The following is a 2,753-nucleotide window of genomic DNA, read 5'->3' on the forward strand; positions in this document are numbered from 1 at the left end:
CGGTGGCTGCTAGTACGGTTTAATTTGCGGTTGCCATTACGATGACGCATGTCATTATCCTTTAATCTTCAAACTTACGGCTTTTCTAAGCCTACAGGCGGCCAAGCTTCTAATTTGGAACCTAATGTCAGACCTTTAGAGGCCAACACTTCTTTGATCTCATTCAAAGATTTACGACCCAAATTAGGGGTCTTGAGAAGCTCGGTTTCAGTACGTTGAATCAAATCGCCAATATAGTAAATATCTTCAGCTTTCAGACAATTAGCTGAACGTACGGTTAATTCCAAATCATCTACAGGACGCAGCAAGATAGGATCGATAGGAGGCGCTTTTTCTTCAACCTCTTCAACCGGAGTACCTTGCAAATCTGCAAAAATAGACATTTGGTCAATTAAGATACGTGCGGCACTACGTACAGCTTCTTCTGGATCAAGAGAACCATTGGTTTCAATATCTAAAACCAATTTATCCAAATCCGTACGTTGCTCTACGCGTGCAGGTTCAACTTCAAAGCTAACACGACTGATGGGCGAAAAGCTCGCATCCAACTGAATCGCACCAATCTGTTTGTTCTCATCACGCAATACGCGACGACCTGAAACAGATTGATAACCACGACCTTGCTCTACTTTAATTTCCATGTCGATTTGACCATTGTCGGACAAGTGGCAAATAACATGTTCAGGATTGATGATTTCCACATCATGTGGCAAATCAATATCACCGGCTACAACAGCACCGGCACCTGCTTTTTTCAAAGTCAACTGAACTTGATTACGACCGTGAAGCTTAAATACGATACCTTTAATGTTCAAGAGAACGTCAACAACATCCTCTTGAACACCATCAATAGTAGAGTATTCGTGCAATACGCCAGAAATAACTACTTCAGTTGGTGCAAAGCCATTCATGGATGACAGTAAGATACGACGCAAAGCATTACCTAAAGTATGACCAAAACCACGCTCAAATGGCTGCATAGACACCTTAGCTCGAGTAGAAGACAAGGTATCTACATCGATTTGACGAGGTTTCAAAAATTCGGTTGTGCTATTTTGCATTTAACTGTCCCTCATTGAGCTAGCATTATTTAGAGTAGAACTCTACCACCAGCTGTTCATTAATATCGCCAGACAATTCTGAGCGATCCGGCATATTTTTGAATACACCTTCCAATTTGTCGGCATCAACAGATACCCAGCTTGGCAAGCCAATTTGAGTAGCCAAGCTCAATGCCTCTTGGATACGTACTTGTTTCTTAGCTTTTTCACGAACAGCTACAACATCGCCTGCTTTAACTTGGAAAGAAGGGATATTAACAACCTGACCGTTTACAACGATAGCTTTATGAGAAACCAATTGACGTGCTTCAGCGCGGGTAGAGCCAAAACCCATACGATAAACGACATTGTCCAAACGGGACTCCAGCAATTGCAACAGCAATTCACCGGTAGAACCTTTACGACGATCAGCTTCCGCAAAGTAACGACGGAACTGGCGTTCTAACACGCCATAAATACGACGGATTTTTTGTTTTTCACGCAATTGCAAACCGTAGTCTGACAAACGTGGTTTCTTTGCACCGTGCTGACCAGGTGCAGAATCCATTTTACATTTTGAATCCAAAGAGCGACGTGCACTCTTCAAAAACAGATCCGTACCTTCGCGACGTGCTAATTTACATTTAGGGCCAATATAACGTGCCATGTTTTAAATCACTCCAATATTAAATACGACGTTTTTTAGGCGGACGGCAACCGTTATGAGGCAACGGGGTAACGTCAGTAATGCTGGTAATCTTGAAACCAAGAGCGTTTAAAGCACGTACAGAAGATTCGCGACCAGGGCCAGGGCCTTTAATGCGGACTTCTAAATTTTTAACGCCATACTCTTGGGCAACTTTACCAGCTGCTTCTGCTGCAACTTGTGCTGCAAATGGTGTACTTTTACGAGAACCTTTAAAACCAGCGCCGCCAGAGGTAGCCCAAGACAATGCATTGCCTTGACGGTCAGTGATTGTAATGATGGTATTGTTGAAAGATGCATGAACGTGCACAATACCTTCGCTTACGGTTTTACGTACTTTTTTACGTACACGCGAAGCTGTGTTTGCTTTAGCCATTAATCAAATTCCTTAAAATTTATTTCTTACCGGCAATCGCTTTGCGCGGACCTTTACGGGTACGGGCATTTGTGCGAGTGCGTTGACCACGACAAGGCAAGCCACGACGATGACGGAAGCCACGATAGCAACCCATATCCATCAGTCGTTTAATGCTCATCGTTACTTCACGACGCAAATCACCTTCAACTTCATATTTAGCAACTTGCTCACGCAAAGCGTCTAATTGAGCCTCGTCCAAATCTTTTGCTTTAGTAGTAGGAGCAATATTTGCTGCCTCACAAATCAATTTAGCACGAGTCGCACCAATACCATAAATAGCCTGAAGGCCAATTACGATATGGGCATTATTAGGGATATTTACCCCTGCAATACGAGCCATATTTTTTCCTTTTTAGGGCAAAGTATGTCACTATACCATAAAATCAAGAGTTAAGAAAACTAACTTCTTAGCCTTGACGTTGTTTGTGACGTGGGTCAGTACAAATTACGCGAACTACACGATTACGACGAATAATCTTGCAATTGCGACAAATTTTCTTTACAGAAGGTTGTACACGCATTTTATTTCCTTTTATCGTTTATCTTGCTCGGAAAACAATCCGAGCACGGGTTAAATCATAAGGAGTTA

5 protein-coding genes are annotated in these 2,753 nt (G+C 42.5%); all 5 read right to left on the reverse strand.

Going from position 1 to position 2,753, the window contains the following annotated elements; all coding sequences use genetic code 11:
- Positions 1 to 74: 74 nt before the first annotated feature.
- Positions 75 to 1,061 carry a DNA-directed RNA polymerase subunit alpha gene (locus tag ACTHUT_RS17230; protein WP_440386593.1) on the reverse strand — a complete coding sequence of 329 codons (987 nt, stop codon included), beginning with the start codon at positions 1,059 to 1,061 and terminating at the stop codon, positions 75 to 77.
- A gap of 25 nt (positions 1,062 to 1,086) precedes the next feature.
- Entirely contained in the window at positions 1,087 to 1,707 is a 621-nt protein-coding gene (gene rpsD / locus ACTHUT_RS17235) for a 30S ribosomal protein S4 (RefSeq protein WP_003749296.1), read from the reverse strand.
- Between the two features lie 19 nt (positions 1,708 to 1,726).
- Positions 1,727 to 2,122, reverse strand: coding sequence for a 30S ribosomal protein S11 (rpsK, locus tag ACTHUT_RS17240; RefSeq protein WP_002216249.1), 396 nt, complete (start codon positions 2,120 to 2,122; stop codon positions 1,727 to 1,729).
- Positions 2,123 to 2,141: 19 nt separating this feature from the next.
- Positions 2,142 to 2,504, reverse strand: a complete 363-nt coding sequence (gene rpsM, locus ACTHUT_RS17245; protein WP_003749295.1) for a 30S ribosomal protein S13 — start codon at positions 2,502 to 2,504, stop codon at positions 2,142 to 2,144.
- A gap of 67 nt (positions 2,505 to 2,571) precedes the next feature.
- On the reverse strand, positions 2,572 to 2,685 hold the full coding sequence (rpmJ, locus tag ACTHUT_RS17250; protein WP_003697674.1) for a 50S ribosomal protein L36: 114 nt from the start codon (positions 2,683 to 2,685) through the stop codon (positions 2,572 to 2,574).
- Positions 2,686 to 2,753 lie beyond the last annotated feature (68 nt).

This window comes from Neisseria sp. P0022.S010, from assembly GCF_051956635.1.